The sequence below is a fragment of the Marinimicrobium sp. C6131 genome, from assembly GCF_026153455.1.
Lineage (GTDB): Bacteria > Pseudomonadota > Gammaproteobacteria > Pseudomonadales > Cellvibrionaceae > Marinimicrobium.
The window spans coordinates 1915286-1933422 of sequence record NZ_CP110629.1 but is presented as its reverse complement, the minus strand read 5'-3'; the positions used below and the strand labels follow the sequence as shown (position 1 = coordinate 1933422).

19 protein-coding genes are annotated in these 18137 nt (G+C 57.9%); 10 read left to right on the top strand and 9 right to left on the bottom strand.

Translation table 11 applies throughout. The features are described from left to right. The first annotated feature begins 10 nt into the window (after positions 1-10). The 3 genes from msrB to OOT55_RS08315 all read left to right on the top strand — a co-directional run bounded on the left by msrB (position 11) and on the right by OOT55_RS08315 (position 2754). On the top strand, positions 11-571 hold the full coding sequence (gene msrB / locus OOT55_RS08325) for a peptide-methionine (R)-S-oxide reductase MsrB (RefSeq protein ID WP_265368629.1): 561 nt from the start codon (positions 11-13) through the stop codon (positions 569-571). A gap of 132 nt (positions 572-703) precedes the next feature. Next, entirely contained in the window at positions 704-2194 is a 1491-nt protein-coding gene (locus OOT55_RS08320; protein ID WP_265368628.1) for a phospholipid carrier-dependent glycosyltransferase, read from the top strand. 2 nt (positions 2195-2196) lie between these two features. Beyond that, entirely contained in the window at positions 2197-2754 is a 558-nt protein-coding gene (locus OOT55_RS08315; protein WP_265368627.1) for a serine protease, read from the top strand. 149 nt (positions 2755-2903) lie between these two features. Here the strand turns inward: OOT55_RS08315 and OOT55_RS08310 are convergent, their stop codons facing one another. After that, positions 2904-3191 carry a hypothetical protein gene (locus OOT55_RS08310; protein WP_265368626.1) on the bottom strand — a complete coding sequence of 96 codons (288 nt, stop codon included), beginning with the start codon at positions 3189-3191 and terminating at the stop codon, positions 2904-2906. A 346-nt stretch (positions 3192-3537) separates the two neighbouring features. After that, on the bottom strand, positions 3538-4737 hold the full coding sequence (locus tag OOT55_RS08305) for a lytic murein transglycosylase (protein WP_265368625.1): 1200 nt from the start codon (positions 4735-4737) through the stop codon (positions 3538-3540). A 143-nt stretch (positions 4738-4880) separates the two neighbouring features. Between OOT55_RS08305 and OOT55_RS08300 the strand changes: the two genes are divergently transcribed. Next, positions 4881-6530, top strand: a complete 1650-nt coding sequence (locus OOT55_RS08300) for a glycoside hydrolase 43 family protein (RefSeq protein ID WP_265368624.1) — start codon at positions 4881-4883, stop codon at positions 6528-6530. A gap of 201 nt (positions 6531-6731) precedes the next feature. Continuing rightward, positions 6732-8834, top strand: a complete 2103-nt coding sequence (locus OOT55_RS08295) for a hypothetical protein (protein ID WP_265368623.1) — start codon at positions 6732-6734, stop codon at positions 8832-8834. A gap of 93 nt (positions 8835-8927) precedes the next feature. Here OOT55_RS08295 and OOT55_RS08290 read toward each other — a convergent pair whose 3' ends face one another. The 4 genes from OOT55_RS08290 to OOT55_RS08275 form a co-directional block, all read right to left on the bottom strand. Next, complete coding sequence (locus OOT55_RS08290; RefSeq protein WP_265368622.1) at positions 8928-9620, bottom strand: RES family NAD+ phosphorylase; 693 nt, start codon at positions 9618-9620, stop codon at positions 8928-8930. Then, on the bottom strand, positions 9614-10015 hold the full coding sequence (locus OOT55_RS08285; protein ID WP_265368621.1) for an antitoxin Xre-like helix-turn-helix domain-containing protein: 402 nt from the start codon (positions 10013-10015) through the stop codon (positions 9614-9616). The genes OOT55_RS08290 and OOT55_RS08285 overlap by 7 nt, the downstream gene beginning before the upstream one ends. 149 nt (positions 10016-10164) lie before the next feature. Next, entirely contained in the window at positions 10165-11070 is a 906-nt protein-coding gene (locus tag OOT55_RS08280; protein WP_123637877.1) for an OmpA family protein, read from the bottom strand. Next, the gene (locus OOT55_RS08275; protein ID WP_123637876.1) at positions 11067-11468 is read right to left on the bottom strand and encodes a DUF4398 domain-containing protein; all 402 of its coding nucleotides are present in this window, start codon (positions 11466-11468) and stop codon (positions 11067-11069) included. Before OOT55_RS08275 ends, OOT55_RS08280 begins: the two co-directional genes overlap by 4 nt. 136 nt (positions 11469-11604) lie before the next feature. Here OOT55_RS08275 and OOT55_RS08270 point away from each other — a divergent pair, with 136 nt between their 5' ends. From OOT55_RS08270 to OOT55_RS08260, 3 genes are all read left to right on the top strand, one after another. Continuing rightward, positions 11605-11763, top strand: a complete 159-nt coding sequence (locus tag OOT55_RS08270; RefSeq protein WP_265368620.1) for a DUF3309 family protein — start codon at positions 11605-11607, stop codon at positions 11761-11763. A 44-nt stretch (positions 11764-11807) separates the two neighbouring features. Further along, complete coding sequence (locus tag OOT55_RS08265) at positions 11808-12536, top strand: Crp/Fnr family transcriptional regulator (RefSeq protein WP_265368619.1); 729 nt, start codon at positions 11808-11810, stop codon at positions 12534-12536. Positions 12537-12889: 353 nt separating this feature from the next. Then, entirely contained in the window at positions 12890-13615 is a 726-nt protein-coding gene (locus OOT55_RS08260) for a Crp/Fnr family transcriptional regulator (RefSeq protein WP_265368618.1), read from the top strand. Between the two features lie 88 nt (positions 13616-13703). On the opposite strand, the gene OOT55_RS08255 is transcribed toward OOT55_RS08260, so the two are convergent. Next, on the bottom strand, positions 13704-13934 hold the full coding sequence (locus tag OOT55_RS08255; protein ID WP_265368617.1) for a hypothetical protein: 231 nt from the start codon (positions 13932-13934) through the stop codon (positions 13704-13706). 117 nt (positions 13935-14051) lie between these two features. Here OOT55_RS08255 and OOT55_RS08250 point away from each other — a divergent pair, with 117 nt between their 5' ends. Both OOT55_RS08250 and OOT55_RS08245 read left to right on the top strand, forming a co-directional pair. Beyond that, positions 14052-14357 carry a diguanylate cyclase domain-containing protein gene (locus OOT55_RS08250; protein ID WP_123637872.1) on the top strand — a complete coding sequence of 102 codons (306 nt, stop codon included), beginning with the start codon at positions 14052-14054 and terminating at the stop codon, positions 14355-14357. A gap of 270 nt (positions 14358-14627) precedes the next feature. Next, positions 14628-15575, top strand: coding sequence for an alpha/beta hydrolase (locus OOT55_RS08245; RefSeq protein WP_265368616.1), 948 nt, complete (start codon positions 14628-14630; stop codon positions 15573-15575). A 76-nt stretch (positions 15576-15651) separates the two neighbouring features. On the opposite strand, the gene OOT55_RS08240 is transcribed toward OOT55_RS08245, so the two are convergent. After that, a complete protein-coding gene (locus OOT55_RS08240; RefSeq protein ID WP_265368615.1) occupies positions 15652-16818 on the bottom strand; it encodes a family 16 glycosylhydrolase in 1167 nt (388 codons plus the stop codon). Between the two features lie 145 nt (positions 16819-16963). Beyond that, complete coding sequence (locus OOT55_RS08235) at positions 16964-18136, bottom strand: helix-turn-helix domain-containing protein (protein ID WP_265368614.1); 1173 nt, start codon at positions 18134-18136, stop codon at positions 16964-16966. Position 18137: the final 1 nt, after the last annotated feature.

Below are 18137 nucleotides of genomic sequence, written 5' to 3'. Positions count from 1 at the left end.
GAGCCCTGACATGAGATACATCACTCAGCATCGAATTCTGGCCAGCCTGCTTCCTCTGGCACTAGGGCTGCTGTTACTGGCGGCCCTTCCGGCGGCGTCCCAGCCCTCGGTAGAACAGGCTCGCGCGTGGATCGAAGCCGGCGAGAACCTGGAACAGATCGACCGGCGCACCTGGCGCCAGCTGTTGACCGAGGAGCAGTATGAGATCCTCTGGGAAAAAGGAACTGAGCGGGCCCATACCGGCGAGCTGTTGGATAACCGACGCGATGGTGTTTATGTTACGGCCGGCTGCCGGATACCGGTGTTCGATTCCCGTCACAAGTATGATTCCGGTACCGGGTGGCCCAGCTTCTGGACCGTGTTCGAGGAGGATAATATCCGGCTTGAAGACGACTACAGCTGGTTTGGACGCCGTCGGGTGGAGGTGCTCTCCGCCTGCGGCGAGCACTTGGGGCATGTGTTTCCCGATGGCCCGGAACCGACCGGAAAACGCTACTGCATCAACTCACTGGCTCTGGAGTTCGTGCCCCGCGACGAGTGGGAGGCCGAACAGAAGCGCCGGGCGGAGTGAGCGGCGGGGCTCCTGTTTCCCGGCAGATTGTGATAACGTTCGCAGACCCCGAGGTGAGCGAGGCCTAGACTGCCCGCTCTTTACGGAAAGCCGTGACCCAACGGTTGGGCCTGACAACGACACAATAAGATCATGTTGCAATCCATTGCTCGAACCCGGCGCTTCTGGGTGCCCGCTCTCATTCTGCTGGTCTCGCTACTGGTTTATGGCGTGAACTATGGTTCGCCCAAGGCCATGTTCTGGGACGAGAATTACCATGTGACCTCCGGACAGAAATACCTGGACGGCACCCTGTTCATGGAGCTGCATCCGCCTCTGGGCAAGCTGCTCATCGCCGCCGGGGAAAAACTCTTCGGAGGCAATGAGGACCTCGACAAAAGCCGTTTCAATCGCACCGACTACGTACAGGGCTCTGCGGTCCCGGAAGGCATGAGCTATACCGGTTTCCGGTTCGCGTCGACGTTTCTGATGGCCCTGTCCGTGCTCTTTTTCTACGGTATCGTCTGGCGTATCACCCGGCGGGTCTGGGTCGCCGCCGGCTTCAGCACCCTACTGATTTTTGACAATGCATTGGTGGTCCATTCCCGGGCCGCCATGCTCGAGGGCATACAACTGTTTTTCATCCTCGCGGCACTCTATTACTTCGTTCATGTGTTGACCCGGGACAAACCCATCCGCCTGCCTCAATACGCCATGCTGGGGGTGCTGGTCGGGCTGGTCGTATCGGTCAAACTGAACGGTGCCGTCCTGTTGCTGCTGTTTGTCATGCTCTGGGGCGTGGACCAGTGGGAGAACCTGAAGGTATTTCGTTGGAAGGCACTTTTCCAGCGTTTGGCGACCACGGTACCCTCGGCGGTTCTGCCGCTGGTGGCGGTGTTCGCCAGTATCATGTACGTGCATATTGCCCTGGGCGAAAACATTGTGGGCAACCGCACCTACAAGGCCTCGGAGCCCTACCTGGAGGAGGTGCGGGCCGGGCGCAGCCACAGTCTCAGTGCGTTTTATCACGGCTTTCAGGACAACCTGCGCTACATGCTGGAGTACTCCGACGGCGTCGCCCGGCTGGATATCTGCAAACCCGGAGAAAATGGCAGCTACGCCATCGGCTGGCCACTGGGGAACAAAAGCATCAATTATCGGTGGGATAAAAACACGGTCGATGGTGAAGTGCAGGTCCGTTACATCCAGATCGTTGCCAACCCGATTGTCTGGTTCTCCGTCGCGGTGGGGGTGGTGCTGTCCCTGGGGCTGGTCATCAGCCGGTTTGTCTACGGTAACCCGGTCAAGGACACGCGGCAGTTCTATTGGGTGCTGGTATTCACTAGCCTGTACGCAAGCTACATGATTGCCATTTTGCAGATTGAGCGGGTCATGTACCTGTACCACTACCTGGTGCCACTGGTGTTTGGGATGCTCAACCTGGCGATGTTGTTCACCTATATCTTCCGTGATGAGGTGTTGGCCAACCGTCGGCACACGATGGTGAACCTCGGGTTGTTTGTGCTTTTGGTCGTGGCGATGTTTGCGTACTTCTGCCCGTTTACCTATGGACTGCCCATCAATGAAGACCAGTTCGAGGCGCGCAACTGGTTTCATCTCTGGCAAATGAACGTGGTGCGATGATCATGCGGACCTGGTGGAATAAAAATACCGTACTGACCCTGGTGCTGGCTTTGGTCGCCTTGGCAATCATTGTGCGGATCACCCCGCCCTTTGTGCCCCAAGTGGTGGAGCTGAGCATCGCCAAGAACAAAGTGGCCATCCGGCGCATTGATCAGGAGCGGGACATCGACTTCCAGCGGCGCCTCTGGGTGGACCGTCTGGACCTGTCCCGTAAAAACCAGTTGCGCCACCCCAAGCTCGGACAGATCGGTTACGCCGATAATTTCTTTGTGGATATCGATCATCCGTTTGAGGTTCTGGTGCCGGGAGAGTACCGGTTTCTGATCGGCAGCGACGATGGGTTTATCGCCAAGGTGGACGGGCGGGAAATCTGTCGGTTCAACCGGGACCGCGGGTACCGGAAGCAGAGCTGCCGGGCAAGGCTGGACGAGGGTGAACACCGGTTTGAGTTGACCTACTTCCAGGGCGGTGGTCATGCCGGGCTGACCGTGGAGTATCGGTTGAAAGAGGGTGACCGGACTTATTTCTTTGGTGAGAACTCGGACTTGATGCGCTTCTGACGTCAAGAGCACGGCGACCCATCGGGTGGGCCAATCGGGCGCACAAAAAAAGCCCCCGAAATCGGGGGCCGAAAAGAAAAGCGGATTGAGGCTGTCGCCTCAGGTCTCGCAGTCAGGGCATGAGCCCGAATCCCGCAAAAACGTGCGTCTTAGTTGGACGCCAGTTTGAATTCACGTACTGCCTGGTTGAAGGCGTCTGCGTAGGCTTTCAGTTCTTCAATAGCCTGACGCTTTTCGCGGCCGCTCATGCTGGCGCAACTCAGGTACTCTTCCTGAGCCTTGACGTACTGCTTCACTTCATTGTTGGACTTGACCATTTGTGCGGTGGCCGCTGTGGTCGGATCCGGAATCTCGGGCTTGTTGGCCGGCGCTTCACAGGCCAGGGCAGAAACACTGAACAGAGCGGACGCGCAAAGGGCGAACAGAAACTTTTTCATAATCAACACCTGAATATTTAAACCGTCGGTCCAACGGATCAGATGACCGTGGCACCATATTTGACTGACTAAGTCTGTGACCGACTTCGCAACTTCCTGATCACGGGGCGCATTCTCCCACATGGATCTTTGTTTCAAAAGGTTCTAAAAAGAACATTTTGTTATCGACTTAAAGAATAAACAGGCAAAAAGTTATCAATCCGTTTTCTTAGGGTCGAAATGACCTTAAAAGCGCTGGAAGGTTGACGAGAAGGCGGGTGTGAGCCTATTTTTTGGGGTGGGTGTCGAGAAGTTGGCGCGCTGGAGACCACTGCGTTCAGTGGCCTCCGGTCGCCCGGGTAGGGGGTTATCGAGTGACGCCCAGTGCCTTTAGCGTATCCGGGTCAGGAAAACCATCGGGTACCAGATTGCGCTCGCTCTGGAATCGGCTCAAGGCCTGTCGGGTAGTGGGACCCCAGATGCCGTCCACCTTGCCCGCTGCGTGTCCGTCGTCGTTAAGCTTTTCCTGAATCGCCATCACCTGATCCCGATTCAGTCGGGGACTGTCTTCCGGAGGCGCCTTGTTCAGCTTGCCCGCACCGGCAATCCGGTCCGCCATATGGCCCACGGCCAGCGCGTAATACTCGGACTGATTCCAGCCCATGATTACCTTGAAGTTATCGTACACCAGGAAGGCTGGGCCGCGGTGACCGGAGGGTACCAGCAGGGCCGCCTCGATATCAGCGGACGGCAGGGGGTCGCCATTGGACTGGCGGACCCCCATGGCGTGCCACTCGGACAGGGGACGGCGCTGTTTCAGCCCGGCTTCCAGGTAGGGGAAATTCTCCGGCAGGCGCACTTCCCGGCCCCAGCGGTATTCATCGTCCCAGCCCATGCTGCTGAGGAAGTTGGCCGCCGAGGCCATGGCATCGGGCAGGCTGTTCCACAGGTCCCGTTTGCCGTCATTGTCATAGTCCACCGCATGGCGGATAAACACTGAGGGCATGAACTGGACATGCCCCATGGCGCCCGCCCAGGAGCCTTCCATACGCTCGGGCGCGATCGCGCCCTCATCAACGATACGCAGGGCGGACATCAACTCCCGGGTAAAATAGGTACTGCGGCGCTCGTCGCAGGCCAGAGTGGCCAGCGAGTCGAGGACGGACATTTTGCCAAAATAACGGCCGAAGTTCGTTTCCAGGCCCCAAAAGGCCACCAGATACGGGGCCGGTACGCCATATTCCCGCTCCACCCGGGCAAGCAGGTCCCGGTGCTCACGCAGCAGGCGGCGACCATCCGCCACTCGCTGGTCCGTGACCCGGCGACTCAGATAATCGGAGAAGGGAGTGGTGAATTCCGGCTGGCGGCGGTCCAGCTCGATGACCCGCTCGACCCACTTCAGGTTGGCCAGGCTATCGCGCACGACCGGCGAATTCAGCCCCTGGGCTTTCGCCTCTTGCGAGAACCGTTCGACACACTGGGCAAAGCCCTCCTGGCTCGTGGCCTGAGACGGTACGCTGGCACTGAGCGCAATCGCACCGGTCAACAACAAAGAACCCCAATACATACCTACTCCAATGGGATAAAAAATGGCCCCGTGTGGGTCGCTCCGGGGTGGACGTGGCACCGCACATAGAATTGACCTGTGCAAATACGCCATGCCATGATTCCGCCGGTCAATAAAGCATAATGCAATGAGAGAAATCAACCATGAGACAACGCACACTTCTGGCCGCGTTCGGCGCGGCGAGCCTGCTTTTGCTTGGCTGTCAGTCCACACCGTCGTCAGACTCATCCACGGTGACCGCGCCCTGGGTATCCGACCTGGGAGACGGCACCTACAAGAACCCGGTCATTTACGCCGACTACTCGGACCCGGACGTGGTGCAGGTAGACGGCACTTATTACATGACCTCCTCCAGCTTCAATAGTGCCCCCGGGCTTCCATTGCTGACCTCCAAAGACATGGTGAACTGGGAGTTGGTGGGGCACGCGATCGACCGCCAAGTCCCGGGTGAGGTATTCGATGTGCCGCAGCACGGCAACGGCATCTGGGCCCCCTGTCTGCGTTACCACGATGGCAAGTTCTGGATTTTCTGGGGCGACCCGGATTTCGGCATCTATCAGGTTCACGCCGAGGACTTTGCCGGCCCCTGGAGCGAGCCGCATCTGGTGGTGCCGGGTAAAGGAGCCGGCCTGATTGACCCGACGCCGCTGTGGGACGACGACGGACAAGCCTATCTGTTGCACGGCTGGGCGAAGAGCCGCGCCGGGCTCAATAACATTCTGACCCTTCGGCGCATGGCCCCCGACGCTTCGAAAGTCTACGACGAGGGCGAAACCGTGATTGACGGTTTTCAGTTGCCCGGTTACCGAACCCTTGAGGGGCCCAAGTTTTACAAGCGTAACGGCTATTACTACATCTTTGCACCGGCCGGTGGTGTGGAGCCGGGTTGGCAGTCCGTATTTCGTGCCCGGGATATTGACGGGCCTTACGAGGACCGCATTGTCCTGGCTCAGGGCGACACCGAGGTCAATGGCCCGCATCAGGGCGCCTGGGTGCAGACTCCGGAAGGCGATGACTGGTTCATGCATTTTCAGTCCAAAGAGACCTACGGGCGGATCGTGCACTTGCAGCCGATGCGCTGGCGTAATGACTGGCCGGAGATGGGCCGGAATGTGAATGCCGATGGTGTTGGGGAGCCGGTGTTGCGGCACCGCAAACCGGTGAGTGGATTTCCGGTCAAGGTACCGGTCACCACCGACGAATTCTCCGGTGACCAATTGGGTGTGCAATGGCAGTGGAACGCCAATTACCATGACGACTGGTTTTCCCTGGCCGAGCGGGCGGGGCACCTGCGCCTGTTCGCCCATGAGTTTGACTCCCCCAATGGCGAGGACAACCTCTGGCTGAATCCGGCGCTGGTCATGCAGAAAGTGCCCGCGCCGGCATTCACCATGACCACGGTGCTCGAAGTGAATACCCGCCATAACGGTGATCGGGCCGGCCTGGTCATGTTTGGTGAGGACTATGGATGGATCGGGCTGGAGCAGCGCAATGGGCAGATCAGGCTGGTGCAGAAAACCTGTGTCGATGCCCGGACCGGGTGTGACGAACAGACTCAGGGCGACACCGCCTACACCGGCGAGGGGCGCATTTACCTGCGGCTGCACTTTCACGATGATCAGACGGTCGATTTCGAATACAGTCTGGATGGCGATGGCTACCAGCCCTTGGGTGAGCGCTTCCAAACCCGGCGGGGCCGCTGGGTGGGCGGTAAGATCGGTCTGTTTGTGGAAGGGAGTGAGGGTGCTTATGCCGATGTCGACTACTTCCGGGTGACGCCTCCCGCGCGCTAAGTCCGTTTTTACCACTGGATTGCAGACAGGCCACCGCTCGGTGGCCTGTCTGCCTATGCGCCGCCGAAAGGTTTATTCAGGCGACGTGAACTTGGTCATGGCCCGGCGGCCGAGCTTCTGGCAGAATATGCCAGCGTTCTCACGCGCGGATCCTACGCCTTATCAGGATGTTAAATACGGAAAAACAAGGAATCTTCTCTTATGCAGAAAATAACCAAAATTTCGCTCGTCGTAGTGGTGTTGGTGGGAGTGGCCGTGGCGTTTGCCGCCGGCGTTTTCACGACCTCCCGGACTTCGAGCAATGGGCTGGATGAGTTGCTCACCTTTATCCCGGCGGACAGTCCCGTGGTGGTGGTGGGGCAAACCAAGGCAGACTATACCGAGCTGTCCAACAAAACCCTTCAGAACATGAACCCCAACGATATCCAGCCGCTGATTGACCTGCTGGATGCCAGCGAAGAGGGTTCCGGTGCACAACTGGTACGCTGGTTGATTGATGACTACATTCAGACGGCGGCCACCGAGGGTCAGCAAGGTCTGGTGGATCGTTACGGTGCCAACCCCACCGGTCCCTACGGCTTTTATTTCAGCGGTGTGGCACCGGTAGTGCGCTTCTCGCTGACCAGTGCCGAGCCCCTGATGGCCGTACTGGCTGAAGCCGAGCAGGAAACCGGCGTGACCGCCGAGCAGAGCACCCTCGGAAGTGCCACCCTGTACGCCTGGTCTCTGAATGAAGAAAAGCCGGAGATCAAGCTGGGTCTGGCGCTGGATGAACGCAGCCTGACGCTGTCTCTGCTGAACAGCAAGGATACGCCGGAGGCGCGGATGCTGCGCTTTGCCCGCCAGCCCCAGGCGGAGCCGCTGGCCGGTACCGAGCGCCTCAAGCAACTGCGTAAGGACTATGCCGACGCGGACCAGTTCATGGGCTATGTGGACTTCCAGCAAATTGTGACCGCCCTGTTCTCGCCCGCGCAGAATGGCACTGGCCGTGAGCTGCGCACCTGGTTCCCGGAGTTTGAACAGGATTTCGCCCAGGACATGAGCGATGCCTGTCGTAACGATTATGTCGCGCTGGCGAGCCATATGCCGCGCATCACCATGGGCTCGGACGGCTACTCCGTCAACGGCAACGAGCTGGGGCAGGATCTGAGTTTCCTCTGGCACATCAACAACGAAAGCGTGGTCACGTCGTTGCAGAAGCTGCAGGGCCATGTGCCGGGCTATGCCCGCACCGTGGATGACAAGCTGGCGGCTTACGCGCTGGGGCTGAATGTCAGTCAACTCGTGCCGGTGTTGAGCGAATTCTGGACCCAGTTCACCCAGGCCGAGTTCCAGTGCGAACAACTGCAGGCGATGCAGCAGCAGGTCCAGAGCTATAACCCGGCCATGCTAGCCATGGGTACCGCCATGGTTGACTCGGTGCGTGGTGCCGGTATTGCGCTGTTCAATCTCGAGCCCAGCGATGCAACGCCAGTCGGACTCGACGGCTCCGTTCTGGTGTCCATCAGCTCTGAGAATCCGGCGGCCCTGGCCTCCATGGCCAGCTCGTTTGTGCCGGGTATGATGGGCCTGAATATTCCCTCAGACGGCACCGCGGTGGAAATTCCCGACCCGATGGGCCTGGGCGGTAACTTTGCGGCGATCAAAGGCAAGCATCTGGTGGTCTATCGTGGCAGTGCCGCTGAAGCAGCCGCTAACAACCTGGCCGGCGAAACGCTGGAAACCAACGGGCTGTCGGCACTGGCGTTGAATCTGCGCGAGCCCATGAAAATGTTCAACACCGTTGAACCGGTGATGCAGACCATGGGCAACCCCGGTTGTGCTGAGACCTTTGTCGGTCTGCTGAACCTTACCCAGACGCCGATTTCCATGGGGTATCAGGAAGCGTTGGGTCAGCGCGGCTGGCGTGGTGACCTGTCCATCGAAATGGAAGTCGCCGATCCTGTCACTCCGGGTGATATCGCCGGAAAATATGAACTGGCACTTCTGGATGACAGCAGCTGCTCCTGGGAGCCGCTCGGTCAGGAAACCCTGGGCGAGGATCAGACCGGGGGCTTCGCGTCCGAGTCGGCCGATGGCGCCTGCGATGAGTACCAGAGTGAATTCACCTGGAGTATGACCGGTCGCCTCCTGTCCCAGTCCACCCACGTTGAGCGTCAGCGCGACGCTTGCGACAGCGACTGGAAAACCATGGAAACGGCGGAGGACTTCGAGTGCGGTGTGATTGCCGCCGAAGGAGACCACTTCTATTGCAGCACCATGACCGACGGTGTGACCGAGCTATATCGTTACAGCCGCCTGTAAGGCGCGCTGGTATTGGATGTTGAACCGGGCAGGGAGGCCCGGTTGCCCCTCGCTTGATGGAACGGCAGTCCCCGTCAGCGCCGCCCTCCTTTGTCAGCGTTTCGAGATGCGGTGTACGCTGGAAATTTCCTCTCCATCCCAGATCATTTCATAGTGTGCTGACTGCACCATGCTTTTGACGCCCCGTGGGGTGAACAAAGCCCAGCAAATGGCCCCCGGGTTGCGCACCGAGTGGTAAATGAGGCCTTTTGTTCCCCGTTGGCGAGCGGCGACGCCCAGCGCGTGGCTGGCGGAGTAATCCTCGGGATCATAGATCGCGTGCTGTGGAGGCAGTCGGGTCAGGTCCAGCAGGGTCTCCGAAAATCCGCACATCAGCGCGCGAAACACCAGACGGTCATAGCGCAGGCCTTCGACACGGCTCAGGTAACGCTGCTTGTGGTATCGAACTTCCGCGATGGCCGTGGCCATGGACTCCGCCAGATACAGTACGCCAAAGGCGCCGTCGCTGAAGCGGCTGCCATCCGGGTTTACATGGGTAAAAGGTGCCACGGCATAGGAGCAGCCACGAATCCCGAAGGGAATTTCATCCCGGGGAATCAGCCCCAGGTCACCGGCTTCGGCCAGTAGTCGCGGGTTGGTCAGTGCCTGCAACTGATACAACGCCTCGAAGTCGTCCGCGTCGGCCACGTCCTCAAACAGGGTAATTGGGGGGAAGCGGGATGAGATCAGCCGGTAACTGGCCAGTTGTTCGACCCGCTGTTCGGGGGCGTCGAGAGGTGCTACCACTGCGCCCCCCGCAGAGCATCCACGCGCTTGAAGGTTTCATAGAGTGCCGCCAATGAGCCGGTGCTGATCACTTCCAGTGGGGTTTTCCCGCTGAAGTAGGGGTTATGGTTTCTCATACGCATAAAGCCGTAACGGTTTTCCGGGTTATCGAACACCGTGTTCAGACTGGCATGAATATTCAGCAGATAGCTGATCCGGTCCAGATGGTCCCGGTCCAGTTGCGCCTTTTCGGGATGATTCCGGTACTTGTAGTAGGTTGCCTTGGGCAGGCTGAGAATGGCCAGTTGCTCATTCAGGCTGCAGCCCCATTTCTCCAGAATATTGAAGGCCGCCTTGAGCCCGGCGGGGCCCAGGGTAGCGGTATCTGGCTGTCGACGGGGCGTTGCGGTTGCCATGGGATCACCTCCCGAGAGACGGGGTTGCTGAGTGTCAGTGGTCTCATTTTGAACCTTTATATTAAAATTGTCTAGATGTGTAATAGTGGGGCAGTTCCCGCCAAAAGAAAAGGGGGAGCCGGTGGCTCCCCCTTTTGATCATCACGCGTTTAGCGTAGTTGGCTGGTTGATGCGGGTTGTGGGTTTTCGATGATGATCTCGACTCGCCGGTTTTGCTGTCGTCCCATGGCGTTGTCGTTGCTCGCCACCGGTTGATTCATGCCGATGCCTGTAGCCGAAATCCGTTGGGAAGTGATTCCGTGCTGAACCAGATAGCGGCTGACAGAGTCCGCGCGCCGCTGCGAGAGCGCCTGATTGTACTCGGCGCTACCTACGCTATCGGTATGTCCTTCGACCTGGACTCGTCGCTCGGGATACTCGTTCAGAAAGCTCACCAGTTTGTCGAGATTGCTATTGGCGCCCGGTTGAAGATCGGCGCTACCGGTGGCAAACAGGACGTCGCCCAGCGTCAGAACCAGGCCGCGATCGGTCACCTCGGCCTGCAAGGCGTCAATCTGGCGCTGATACTCCTCGGCCTGCCGGGTCGCCTCGGCCGCACCCTGAGCCTCGGAATAGCGGGCTTGTTCGGCATCATCACGGGCTCTGCTCACTTCCCGGGTTCGGGATTCCAGACGCGCTTCACTGCGTTCCTCGCCCAGTTGGGCCCGTTGATCCTCAGCGTAGCGGGTGGTCGCTTTGGCCTGGGCGATGGCGACTTTTTGTGTGGCCATGTAGACCCGGTGCTCGCCTAATGCCGCATCCGAGGCGGGCAACGGTTGCTCGGCCAGACGCACCGCCGCTTCCGCTTCTCGTAGCTCGATCCGGGCCCGGGAGGCAAGATTGGGATCATTCTGTAATGTGGTCAGCTTGCTGCGTGCTTGCGCTGCCCCCAGGGGGCTGTCGGGCGCAGTGGCACATGACGCCAACACGAGCGCCGCGATGGCGAGTACCGTCAGAAACACCAGCGCTGCCAAAGCTGACTTGAATTTAAGTGGTTGAATGGTTGTCTTGTTCATCGCTGTTCTCCTGTCCGCCGCATTTCTTCGTCAAGGGCATCGGCGCTGCGGCGCATTTCCTCATTGATGGCGACCGCTTTGGCGGCCTCAGTCCGGGCGGATGCCAGCTCAGCAACAATCATCGCTTCCCGGGCGAGACGCTCAGCCTCAATCATCTGCTCGCTGCTCACGGATCGTTCCGCGAACATCAACTTCTGTTGTGCTTCGTCCAGCTCGGCGCCGGCAAACTGCCGGGCCCCGGCTTGCTCGGCCGTGGCAATAGCTTCACGCGCTTCGTTCAACGCTGAAGTCGGCGCCATTGGCGCCGAAGTACAGGCGCTTAGCAAAACGACAGCCATCGCCAGACCCAGGGCGCCGGGTAGACGCTGTCTGGAACGTTGGGTGCTTACCTGTTTCATAGTGGTGCTCCTGAGGTGGGACTGCTTCAGGTCAACTGTATAAGGATGTGCGGTTGGTATCTGTACGATAGCGCACCGAAGTTTGGCTATTTGTTCGCTATTGTTCGAACTTCAGAGACTCCAAGGAGTAATGGAAATGAGCGTTTCAACGATTTTACTGATCATCTTGATTCTGGTGTTGCTCGGCGCACTTCCTGCGTGGCCACACAGCAGGAGTTGGGGCTATATGCCAAGTGGGATAGTGGGCGTCATTGTCGTGGTGTTATTGGTCTTGCTACTGACCGGAAGGATCTGAACCAGGAGTGACCGCACAATCCGATTCATGGAGAGGAGAAGGCGATGCCATCGTTGTCTGGCGAGCGTAGCCCGGGCGAGCCGTTGAAAAACGGAAACTCCTTGATTGACAGTCTTCCGGATCGACAACGGAAAGGCGTGCTGGCACTGTGCGATCGGGTAGATATTGCGCTGGGCACGGTGCTGTGCGAAGCGGGTGAACGCTTCAGGCATGTATACTTTCCCATCAGTGGAAGTGTTTCCCTGATTCAAACCTTGCACGGACAAGAACCTCTGGAGACGGAGAGCATCGGTAGTGAGGGCATGCTGGGAGCGGTGTTGGTTCTGGATATCAATCGTGCCTCCAAGTTAGGCGTCGTTCAAGCACCCTGTATTGCATTGCGTATGACGGATACAGGAATGCGGGCAGCACTGAAAAGCCATCCCGCGCTGCTCCGGGTAATGCAGCGTTACCTTTATGTGGTGTTGTTGGAACTGTCGCAAAATGCCTGTTGCCTCCACTTTCATGAGGTGGGCAATCGCCTCTCGAAAGCTCTGTTGCAGGCTCACGATCGATCCACCACCGACCAGCTATCTCTTACACATCAGAGGCTAGCCGGTATGTTGGGGGTGCAAAGAGGGGCGGTTACCATTGCCGCCATAAAACTGCAGCGAGAGGGGATCATTCGGTACAGTCGTGGCAAGATAACCGTTCTCGATCGAAAACGGCTGGAGAGTTCATCCTGTGGTTGTTACAACGAGAGTCTGAACAATTGTTCAACCATGTTCTCCTGATCCGATTATCTGTAAAACGTATTTTTTACTTCTATTGATACCAATGTTCGATAGCGTACAGAGCTTTTTAGAGCAATACGTTATTCTTTTACTAACGGGTTTTGACAGCGATGGGCTATCAGTTTCCCGGACCGTTCTCGGGCAGGACGACTGAGAACGAGCCTACAGGGAAGATAGGGAACACAACTATACACTGAAGGACGACACGGACGTATGTATGGCGCGTCCGGGAAACTGATAGCCCATTGCCCCCGTGGACTTGAACGACTTGACCCTATGTATGATATCGCGCAAAACCCCCTAAGGTAGGCTACACTGAAGCTCACACGCAGGACAGTAGGGAGATGTCACCGATGCCGATATCGCTTCAGCCGACGCAGAACCAGCTTCTTGCTGCCCTTTCGCCTGACGTTCAGCAGCGAATATTCCCCCATCTTGAGGAAGTCGACCTGCCCCTGGGCAAGGTGCTCTATGAGCCTGGCGATAAAATGCGCCATGTGTATTTCCCCGCGGATTGTATCGTATCCCTGCTTTACGTCATGGAGAGCGGCGCTTCGGCCGAAATCTCAGTGGTGGGGAATGAGGGACTGGTGGGGATCGCGCTGTTTATGGGAGGCGAAAGCACCTCCAGCCGAGCCCTGGTTCAAAGTGGCGGTAGCGGCTACCGGCTGTTGGGGCAGAGACTGATAGACGAGTTCAACCGCCACGGTCAGTTGATGTCATTGGTACTTCGCTACACCCAGGCGCTGATTACCCAGATGGCACAGACGGCGGTCTGTAATCGCCACCACTCCATCGACCAGCAGTTGTGTCGTTGGCTTCTGCTGTCGCTGGATCGTTTGCCCACCAATCACCTGGTCATGACCCAGGAGCTGATCGCCAATATGCTCGGCGTACGCCGGGAGGGTGTGACCGAGGCCGCGGGCCGGCTACAGAAGCTCGGTGTTATCGAGTACCGCCGCGGTCACATCGAAGTCATCGACCGCCGCAAGCTTGAGACACTGAGCTGTGAGTGCTACTCCGTGGTCAAAAAGGAGACGGACCGTCTGCTCAAGCCCAGCCTGCTACAGGCTCATTAACGCGGCATCGTCCGACTTCGGGTAGCAGAGATCTACCACCATGACCCTTGAAACGGCTGAAACCGACGTTACGTTTGTTTGATCCTGTTCAAATGGGGGTTCTATTGGTTGCCAATGGCGATAGTCGGTTATCTCCGCGAAACCCGTTGCCGGTGATGTGACTGAATTTTTCGGGCCCAAAGGTATCCTTGTTAGGAACATCTGGAAATACCTGATCGATGTGTTTATCGGTGGAGTGTTGCTGTTGCATAGCCCGCTTTTGCTTGCGGCGCTCAATAGCGGCCTTGTCATTTGCCTTGTTGCGGTTTTTCTCTTTCATGGAGTTTCTCCGGGGAGCGATGCACTTCGTCCAAATGACTGAGTTTCTATTTCGCTCTTGCACGTACATTAGGCAAACGCCGCTTGGGTGTCGGTGCGCTGACACACGTATCGAACGTTGAACGCTCCGCTGTGCAAGCGCTCCGACTACCTCTCCCTGAAAGGTAACGAGTTTGTGATCCTGTTGACTGAGATCGGGAGTCGTGAGGACGCGGCCCACATCGCCGAAAAATTGCTGTCCAAGTTTTCACTGCCGAACTGGGTTGACAGTCAATCCTTCAAGCTCACCCTGAGTATTGGCATCAGTGTGTTCCCTGAAAATGGCAGTGATGCCGATACGCTGATGAAAAACTCCGATACCGCCATGTATACCATTAAAGAAAACGGGCGAAACAGTTACCAGTTCTTCGAAATACCCTCATAGCGTTCCGTTGAATTTGTGGGAATTTTGCGGCATTAGCTCAAATTTTTCGCTTATTGGTGTAAATATGGGCCATTAAGCGTGAGAGGGCTGAGCTCGGGCGGGTGAAAACGACTAGTATACATTTACGCCGGGGCTTTACGTGCGTGGTGTCTTGTCTTATTGTCCACATGACTGATAGGCGTTCCGATGCCGGAGCCCGGTTTTGGAGCGATCGTTCAATCAGCGAGTATACCCAACGAAAGCCAATAACAACGCACAGGCAGGAACGTCATGAGCAGAAAATCAATCCCATTTTTGAGTCAATGCGTCGCGGTCGCACTGATCGCCTTCAGCACCGCCGCCTTCGCGCAGGACGGCAAAATGTATCCGATCGAGGCACCCGATGAGCCCGGCGCCATTCCTCTGGAAACCGGTGGCGTTGAAGGGCAGACCGAGCCGGAAAGCTGGTTCCGTCAGTGGGGCGACCCCATGGCCCGCAATATTTCCAGGGCGACTCTGACGCCGGTACTGGCCGATCCGGAAAAAGCCAATGGCACCTCGGTGATTGTGGCGCCGGGCGGTGGCTTCATGTGGCTGTCCATGGGCAATGAAGGCTGGGAGGTGGCCGAGGCGCTGGCCGAGCAGGGCATCAACGCCTTTGTCCTCAAATACCGGCTGCAACCCACGGCTCCCTCCCTGGAAGACTTTGAAAACCAGATGAACCGCCGCTTCGAAGAAGCCGATGAATCCTCTGAGGGTGGTGAACAGAACGAAGCACCGGAGCGCCCGCGCTGGGACCTGTCAAACCAGATAGCAGATGTTGAAGCGGCTTATTCGATGATCCTCAAGCGCGCAGATGAATGGGGCGTTGATCCGGAACGAATCGGCATGATCGGCTTCTCCGCCGGTGCCGGCCTGACCATGGCCACCACCCTGGAATCGGACAAAGTCGAGCTGGCGTTTATTGGTCCTATTTACGGCGGAATGAACGCCGTTGATGTGCCCAAGGATGCTCCGCCAATGTTTGCCGCCATCGCCGCCGATGACTTTCTGTTCAATGGCAAGTTTGGCCTGATCGAATCCTGGTACGAAGCGGGCATTCCGGTCGAGTTCCACCTGTACCAGAATGGCGGCCACGGCTTTGGGCTGGGCAATCCGGACCGGACCAGCAACAAGTGGTTTGGTTCGTTCATGTACTGGCTGGAAGTGAATGGCTTTCTGAAATCGGCAAAAAACTGAGGGGAAACTCAAGGTCACTGCGATGAAATAGGGCTTAGCGATAAGCCCTATTTCAGTATCTACCGCCTCTGGCGTATCAGTTGGCCGTGGCGGTACAGTCCGGCGTGCTGATTGATCCATTGGCATTGCCGAGAACCCCAAAGGTGGCGGTGCTCCCTGGAGCCAGGTTGGCGTTCCAGCTCAGGCTGCTGGCCACAATGTCGGACGCGCTGGCCTGTACATTGGCGCTCCAGCTATTGGTCACCTGTGGGTCCTGATCAAAACCGAGTGTGGCGACCCAGCCGTTGATGGCGCTATTGGTGTCATTGGTTACCGTTACATCCATCTGATAACCCGACCCCCACTGATTGAGCCCCGTTACACTGCAGCCAATAGTACCGGGTGTGGGCTCTGGTTCCGGTTCCGGTTCGGGCTCGGGCTCGGGATCGGGTTCCGGCTCGGGATCTGGCTCGGGCGTGCCTCCGTCGGTGTCTTGTGGCGGCGTACCGTTATAGCCTTCCTGCCCTTCGTGCGTCATGCTCAGTACCAGATAGCCATCGCGAGTGGTGACGTTGCTCGGGGTGAAATCGGCGCTGTTTTCCGCAAACGTCCAGTCAGCGGTGCCCCAGCGGGAGGGATTCAGTGAATCAAAATCATCACGCCAGCTAAGCTGAAAATTCTGTCCATCCCAGCGGTGATACTCCATCCAGTTCACGTACATGTGCACCGGTAGAATGCTGTCATCGAAGGGGCCTACCCACTCGGCGATATTCGCCGGCCAGAAGTTCATGCGCGCCTGGGCGGGGCTGGTCAGGGCGCTGGCCTGATTGCCATTCACTTCGCGTACCAGCTGCCCATCAATCAGCCAGCGAACCCGATCCGGGGTCCACTCCAGAGTGAACGTATGGTAGCTATCCCCCAGTGCCGATGCGGGGTGCACCTCCTCAGAGGTGATTTTGGTGCCTAGGCCGGTGATGATGTTGCTCTGCCAGGCGTTGGCGCCGTCTTTACCGAGCACCTCAATGTCTACCTCTTCCCAGAATACATCCTCCAGTTCCGAGCCTTCCTTCCAGAGGAAAAACGCCGAAACCAGGCCGCTGCCTTTGCCGGCCCGCATGCGAATCACGTATTTGCCGTAGAGCTCCGAGTCCAGAGTAAACACTTCAGCGCTTTTGTAGGGTTTGGCATCTGCCAACAAAGGCGCCATGAGTAATAGCCCGCAGACGGGCACCGTTCGGGCGAGTCGCCGTAGAGAGGAAAACATAACGAACTCCTTGAAGTTATAAGAATGAAGATTGCAGGCGCCTGGCTCCCCGGGGAGAGTGGCGGCCGACCGGGCAATTTTCCGGTGGGGAGCGCGTGAGGAACAGTCTCAATAGGCGTTTTGCAGAAATTGAGACAGGGTGGGATCAGGCGGTACGAGAGCTGGCCGGCAGGCCGTCATAGTCCGGGTGGTGTTTCTGCCGGTAGGCGCATGGCGTGATACCTTCGGTTTTCTTGAAGAACCGGTGGAAGGTGGCCTTGCTGTTGAATCCGGCCGCTCGGGCGATATCGGTAATGGTCTGATTCCTGGTTGCCGGGTCGCGTAGCTGACGTTTTACGTCCTCGAGGCGATAGCGACTGACAAAATCGTGAAAGTTCTGCTGGAAGCGGCGGTTTATGATGGTTGAGACGTCTCGCGGCGAACAGCCGACCTTCGCCGCAAAACGCTCCAGGGTAAGTTGAGGATTCAGGTAGGCTCTATCTCGGGTCATGGCCGCTGTAATACGCGCCACGTCGGCATCGTCGATGGGGGCGGCACTGGCCGGGGGCGTGCTCTGTTTTGCTGTGAGGGTAGGGAGTGGTGTGAGCAATTCCCGGTAGAGCAAAAAGGCGATCAACGCCAGGGTGGCGTAATTGCCGACCACGCCCATGGCATCGCTGACCGGACCGGAATGCGCGCTGCCCACAAAGTGGGTGAGGGCGCTCCACAACCACACCATGGTGAAGCCGCTTACGATACAACTCTGTTCACGAAAGACGTCTTTGTCGACGGTCGTCACTGAATCCTCGAGCCTGGAACGCACAACGATGGCCAGACAGCACAGGCCATAGGCAAGCGGCAATAATTTCTTCAGGGTAATAAAGTCGCCGTAATAGGCGTTCGGCTGCTGATACAGCTGCAGGTTCAGTAACAGGTCCCGTTGTACCGAGTGGGGAAAGCGAAAGCACTCAAAATAAAGGTACGTCAGCGCCAGCACTGCCGGGGCCAGATGCCACCACTGCCAACGGCTCAAGCGGAACCCCGGGTTCATATGTGATCTCAACTGCCAATAGAGCAGGGGCCCCAGCAGAAAGCCCACGGCACCGAGAGCGAGATACAAGTAGGGGAGCAGCGCAAAGACCGGGTGGCGAATGGGCTCGGCCCAGACAATCAGTGTATTCACGGCGACCAGCGCATTGGTCGCGAGAAACAACCCAAAAAGATAACCGGAGCGCTTCGGTCGACGCCAGCCGCCAATGTGTCGGGAGCCCAGCAGCGCACAGGCGATGACCGTCACAATCAACGCAATATCATGAACATTGAACAGAACGGCTTTCATC